This is a genomic window from Arcicella rigui, assembly GCF_034929435.1.
Classification (GTDB): Bacteria; Bacteroidota; Bacteroidia; order Cytophagales; family Spirosomataceae; genus Arcicella; species Arcicella rigui.
The window spans coordinates 121384-128226 of sequence record NZ_JAYFUM010000024.1; the positions used below are offsets into that span (position 1 = coordinate 121384).

The following is a 6843-nucleotide window of genomic DNA, read 5'->3' on the forward strand; positions in this document are numbered from 1 at the left end:
GTAAGTTAAAATACTAATTACCAATCACCATTAACCAATCACTCATTTATTAGTATTTAAAAGCCAAACTTGGATAATTTTTATACTTTTTCAAGAAAGAAGCAGGTAAAGTAACGCTTACTTTATCGCCTTCGGCTTTCCATTTTACGGCTACTTTTTCGCTTAATAACATTACTTTTGCTCCTTTTGCTGGTACATTGCCCGTCCAAGTAATGGTTGGGCTAATGGCTTGGTCTTCTGGCAATCTTACTAAAGCATAGATTGAATTATCTTTTCCTTTAGTGAAAAATGTTTCGCCGTCTCTGTAAATATCCGTTGTTCTGGTATTATAAATGGCTTCTCCGTTGGCATTCAACCAAGTACCAATTTCTTTCAAACGAGCAACTTGGATGTCGTTCAAAGTACCGTCTGCTCCTGGGCCAACACCCAATAATAAACTTCCGCCTTTGGCAACTACTTCAATTAAAGTATGTACTACTTTGGTGGCTGATTTAAAATTATCATTTGGTACATAACCCCAAGCACCGCCTAAAGTAATACAGCTTTCCCAAGGAGTGTCTGATTTTGTGGCAGGAATACTTTGTTCGGGTGTTCTGTAATTTTCAAATTCTCCATGAACAGTTCTATCAACCACTAATAAGCCGGGTTGATTTTTACGAGCCATCGCAGCAATTTTTGGCATATCAATTTCTTGACTAAAGGCTGGAATGGCAGCTCCCCAAGCTCTTACTTCATCCGTTACAGTTTCTAATGGACGTACCCAACCGCCATCAAGCCAAAGAATATCCATTTTACCATAGCCAGTCATTAATTCCTGAATTTGGTTATAAGTAAACTCTTTGAATTTATTCCAACGCCAAGGGTTTTTACGAATATCGTAATTGGCATTACGGTCTGGTGTAGCGTAACGATTCCACCAAAAGTATTCAGAATGCCAGTCTGGTTTCGAGAAGTACGCACCAATCATAAAATTCTGTTTTCTGAAAGCCTCAAAAACATATTTGGCAACGTCTGATTTAGGGTTTTGTGCAAAAGGCCCGTTTGAAATTTTAAAGTCAGAGTACTTGGTATCAAACATCGAAAACCCATCGTGGTGTTTTGTCGTAAAAACCACGTACTTCATTCCTGCATCTTTGGCTGCACCAGCCCACTGGTCTGGATTGAAATTAGTTGGGTTAAACTTTTTGTTCAAACCCCAATACCATTTCTTGTAATCATCATAGGTTTGAGTACTGTCACGGTTAATCCAGTCTTCAGAACATAATTCCCAAGATTCAATAATGCCCGGAACGGCATACAAACCCCAGTGAATAATCATCCCGAATTTTTGGTCTCGCCAAGTTTCTAATTTTTCTTTTACTAATGGGTCAGTTGGATATTGATATTCCGTTGAAGCTTGATGAATATTGCCTTGTGCGGAAGCAGTAAACTGTAAACTTGCCGACAAAATGACAGATGTTAAGATTTTTTTTAGCATGACAAATAATTTTGATGAAAGCTTGCAAAGCTATTTATTACATAAAAGTACAAATAGGAAATTTATACCTTATCATTCTCTGTAATTTACGATTTTTTTGAAGTTTATTTTGAGTATTGTGTATTATGTTGCCGATGTGTGTTTATTTATGCTAATTTTTCAAGCTATTTAACATGGAATTACCGTTTAATAATTTTTTTTTACTTGATACTTATAAAGAAATTATTTTAGTTAATTTAGCTAACAATCTTAAATCAATATAAAATAATGACACATACAGTCCAGCCGAAAGAAACATTATACAGTATTTCAAAAAAATATGGTCTTACAGTTGACCAGATTCTTCAAATGAACGGAATGAGTTCTCCGAATTTATCTATTGGTCAAGTTTTAAATGTAGGTGGTTCTTCATCAGGTTATAGCTCAGACCCTTCACCTTATAGCAGTGGCGGTTCTTCTTCTTATAGTAGCGGTGGTTCATCAAGTGACCCTTATTTATATCCACCTTCGGGAGGAGGAGCTAATAAACCTTATGTACCAGATTATAATCCACCTGCACCAACGCCATCAAGAGAAAGTACTTATGGTGGAGGAGGAGGATACGCTGCTCCAAGCCAATCAGTACAAGTACAAAAAACAAATCAAGGCTCATCTAATGTCTATACCATTTCGTTTCCAACACCAAATGGTACAATGACCAAGACTGTAAAAGATCGTTATAATTCACCGAACACAGTGAATCAAAATGGAATTAGTTATGCTGGCTCATCAAGTATTAATAACTACTTTGATTTCGTAGCAAGCTTGTGTCCACAACCTTTTTATGCCAAAATTTTACAATACATTTCAAAACAAGAAGGTTGTTTCGATGCCGTAAACAGTTACGACAAGGCAATTTTCTCTTTTGGTTTTATTCAGTTCACAGGTGCAGTAGCAAGCGGTTCGGTACTTACGAAAGTATTACAACGTTTCAAAAACCTTGACCCTTCTTCTTTTGACAATCTATTGGGTACTTATGGAATGAATGTTGGCTCTTCTGGTTTCTCCGTTGGTTCAAAACAAGGCGATTCGGCTTACATGGAAGTTGCTAATAATATGACTTTAACTACTGCTTTTATCTCTACGGGCTATTCAGAAGCTATGATTCAAGCACAAGTAGAAGTAGCTTTAGAAGAATACGTAAACAAAGCGGTTTCTCCGTCATTAATGATTAATATCAGAGGTGCGAATGTGCCAATTGGAAATATCATTAGCTCAGAAGGTGGCATTGCTTTCAGAGTTGATTTAAGTGTAAACCGTGGACTTTCTGGTTCATTGGCTGTTTTGAAGCCTGCAATTGAGCAAATCTCATCAGGTTCAAATTTATATTCTTTGGATGAAACAGCCATTGTAAGACAAGTAGCCAATAATGATACACAATCTTGGAAAAAAGATAGAGTACTCAAAATTTTAAACAGTGGCTTTAGTTTTTATAAGTAAGCTTTATAATTGTTTTATAAAAAATCCCCATCCAAAAGCAAAAGGCGAAGGATGGGGATTTTTTTATAGGAGATTCTCTTTATCTCTAATCTTACTAACTGCTTCGGTAATCTCTCTTGTATAAACGTCTAAACGTTCGGCGGAAGTTTTGATGGCATGGAAAAAGGTATGGAGTTCATCGGGAGTAAGCAGTGAATCTTCAAATAAATGACAAACCCCTAACATTAGCGTAACTGGATGCCTTACTTCATGGGAAATTTTAAAGAGTATATTTTCTAAAGCTTGGATTCTTTTTTCTCGGTCTTCTTCTGCTTTTTTTCTATCATCAATCGGAATTCTGATGGAAAAGTATTGAATTATTTGATTGTCTGCTCCAAAAACTGGTAAAATCATGCTGTCTTGCCAGAAAAACGTACCATCTTTTGCCTTACTTTTTACTTCTGCACGCCACATCTCCCCATGTGAAATGGTTTGCCACATAGTTTTAAAAAAATCTTTTGAATGATAGCCAGAAGATAAAATCCGATGATTTTGCCCGATTAATTCTCCTTCTGAATATTTACTTACTTCACAAAATTTTTTGTTGGCATACACTATATTACCAGCAGTATCTGTCACAGAACAAATAATACTGGCATCGATTGCTGTCTGATATGCTTCCAGAAATCTTAGTAATTCTATTTTTGATTTATCTTTTAAAACTAACTGCTCGGCCATTTCTTCTTTTGTTGATTGTGTATCACTAATATTGGTTTAAAACCAAATTTGGAGGGTAAACTTACTCAAAATAAATACATTTTTTGGTATTCTTAGATAATTTATCACGATTCTATTGTTTTAACTAATTTTTATACCCAGATGAAATGATAACAGTGGACAAAGAATCATAAATCTTTCTATAATTTTAGCATTCATTCATTTTTTTAAGAGCAAAGTACTGATTCAATTTACGAATCGACTTTGATTGAGTCAGTAAAACCATCAACATTTCATCTATGAAAAAAATAACTTTACTATTTTTATTAATCTCTTTAAATATTTTCGGACAAGATGCCAACGTATTCAAACCCGATTCCATCAAAAAGGTAATGGAAGCGGTGAAAATCAATACTACATTAAAAGTTGATGGTCTGTTAAATGAAGAAGAATGGAAACAAGCCAAAGAATCTCCGCAATTTATTCAGATTGAACCATTTCAAGGTAAAAAGCCTAATCATGATACGCATATAAAAGTATTGTACAATAAACAGTATTTGTATTTTGGTATCATTTCCAAAGATTCTTTAGGCAAAAAGGCAATTCGTGCTACGGATTTTAAAAGAGATTTTAATAATATGCAACACGATTTGGTAACGCTTTCTTTTGATGGTTTCAATGACCAACGAAATGCCATGTCAATTGCTACGAATCCTTATGGAGTTCAGCGAGATTTACTTTCTTTTGATGATATTTTTTATGATGTTGACTGGGATGGGCTTTGGCGTGTTCGTACTTCTCGAACAGACTCTGGTTGGGTTGCTGAAATAGCGATTCCTTGGCAAACGCTTCGTTATCCAAAGACTGCTGATTCTACGCAAAGCTGGGGTTTTAATGCGTACCGCAACCGAAGACTCAGTAATGAAGTATCGGCTTTCTCTGCTTTTCCTCGTACTTTTACCTCTATGCGAATGGATTACGCAGGAGTTCTCAAAAATTTACAACCTCCTCCGCCAAAACCAAATATTAGATTTCAACCCTACTTTCTAAGTTCTTATGATTCTTATAATGGCTACGATGCTTCTATAAAACCACAAGAAACTAATTTGAAATTTGGAGGAGAATTAAAGTGGGCTATTAGTCCGAATTCTATTCTTGATTTAACGACTAATACTGACTTCGCCCAAGCTGACGCAGACCGACAAGTAAACAATGTTACTCGATTCTCTGTCTTCTTTCCTGAACGACGACAATTCTTTTTAGAAAATGCTTCCCTGTTTGGGGTAGGAGTAAGCCGTAATCCTGACGAATCGGGTGGGAATATGCACATTCAACCTTTTTTTAGTAGAAGAATTGGTTTGGACGATACTGGAAACCCTATCCCAATTGATGTTGGTGGTAGATATGTGTATCGTTCTACAAAGAGAAATTTCGGAACAATCTTGATGCGTCAAAGAGGTAATGAGGAAACACCCGCAACTAACTTTTTTGTGACTCGTTTTTCTGAGAACTTTGGTAAACAAAACCGTATTGGTGGTTTATTGACGGTAAAGAATCGTCCTGATGGTTCTAATATTGTAAGTTCGGTAGATGGTTTCTTCCGTTTTAGTGAATCTCATTCATTAAGTACTATGGTTTCGCATTCGGCTTCATCGTCAACAGGTACACAAGGTTTGGCGGCTTATGCTCAATACTTTTTTGTGACTAATCAATTAAAAATATGGTGGACTCAGTCGGTTGTTACTAAAACTTATAACCCTGAATTAGGTTTTGTTTCTCGAACCGACGTCATTGCTACTACGCCGGGCATATTTTGGTTTTACAGAGGCAAACATCTTCCTTTTAAAAAATGGTTACGAGCTTGGGAACCCAGTATTTTTCCAGAGTTTTATCATCAAGCCTCAACGGGAAGGCTCATAGAAAGAACTTGGACGGTATATCCTATTTGGCTAAATCTCCAAAGCGGTGCATATTTTGGATATAATATTACACCGACTTATCAATATTTAACCGAAGACTTTGAACCACTGGGCGTAAAAATCAAAACAGGGGAATATAATTATGTACGTCACCAAATTTATGCCAGTACCGACCCTTCAAGAATACTTAATTTACAAGTAGGGTATAATTGGGGTTCATATTTTGGAGGAACATTAAACTCAGGAAACTGGACTTTACAATTTGCTCCAATACCACATTTTTCATTGACGGGTAGGTTCAACAGAAATAGATTTATAGAAGTAGGGGATGATAAAACATCTTTGACCGTCGATTTATATTCAATAGAAGGAAGATTTGCCTTGAATCCACGAGTACAATTGATTGGTTTTTACCAACAAAACTCAGGAAGTAAAGCCAAAAACTACAATATCCGACTTTCGTATGAGTACAGACCTTTGTCTTATATTTATTTAGTGTTGAATCACAGAGAGTTTGAAAATAGTTTCTCTCAAAAACTATCAGATAATCATGTAATTGCTAAAATTAGTTATTTGAAACAGTTTTAATATGTTAAAATAGGTCTTTAATGAAGAGTTTTAAATAAAAATACCTTTACCCAAAATCCTCTTTTCTGCTGAGAAGAGGATTTTTATCCTTAAACCTCTATCTATTTTAGCAACAGTTAAAATAGAATTTAAATTAAAGTATTCAAAATAAAGGAAATTTTGTTCATGTTCAGTATTTAGTTTATTACGATGCCAACGGCATCACAGATTTATAACCCAGCAAATTCCGAGCGAATCTATGACCCCAACGGGGTCACAATGTTGTTTTATACATTATTTATGCTATAAATCTTCAATCCCTTTGGGATTGTTTCTATTGAAAATTTATTAGGATTATTCTTGATGCCAACGGCATCACAGATTTATAACCCAGCAAATTCCGAGCGAATCTATGACCCCAACGGGGTCACAATGTTGTTTTATACATTGTTTATTTTATAAATCTTCAATCCCTTTGGGATTGTTTCTATTGAAAATTTATTAGGATTATTCTTGATGCCAACGGTATCACAGATTTATACTATTTTTTTTTTGATTGTTGTCTTGATTTTCAGTATTTTAGATTATGAAGTCATCTTGACTTTTTTGACAGTATTGCTTAAAAATAAAAAAGGTTGCTGATATTTGTTTTGCGAACCATACCAAAGCAACCTTTTTATGTACTACGTACTCAGCAAAGATATA

General features: G+C 35.2%; 4 protein-coding genes. 2 read left to right on the top strand and 2 right to left on the bottom strand.

Translation table 11 applies throughout. The features are described from left to right. Positions 1 to 49: 49 nt before the first annotated feature. Complete coding sequence (locus VB248_RS18780; protein ID WP_323298362.1) at positions 50 to 1477, bottom strand: alpha-L-fucosidase; 1428 nt, start codon at positions 1475 to 1477, stop codon at positions 50 to 52. A 267-nt stretch (positions 1478 to 1744) separates the two neighbouring features. Here VB248_RS18780 and VB248_RS18785 point away from each other — a divergent pair, with 267 nt between their 5' ends. Beyond that, the gene (locus VB248_RS18785; RefSeq protein WP_323298363.1) at positions 1745 to 2956 is read left to right on the top strand and encodes a LysM peptidoglycan-binding domain-containing protein; all 1212 of its coding nucleotides are present in this window, start codon (positions 1745 to 1747) and stop codon (positions 2954 to 2956) included. A 63-nt stretch (positions 2957 to 3019) separates the two neighbouring features. Here the strand turns inward: VB248_RS18785 and VB248_RS18790 are convergent, their stop codons facing one another. Then, entirely contained in the window at positions 3020 to 3673 is a 654-nt protein-coding gene (locus VB248_RS18790) for a PAS domain S-box protein (protein ID WP_323298364.1), read from the bottom strand. Between the two features lie 278 nt (positions 3674 to 3951). On the opposite strand from VB248_RS18790, the gene VB248_RS18795 reads away from it, so the two are divergent. Continuing rightward, entirely contained in the window at positions 3952 to 6159 is a 2208-nt protein-coding gene (locus VB248_RS18795; protein WP_323298365.1) for a carbohydrate binding family 9 domain-containing protein, read from the top strand. Positions 6160 to 6843 lie beyond the last annotated feature (684 nt).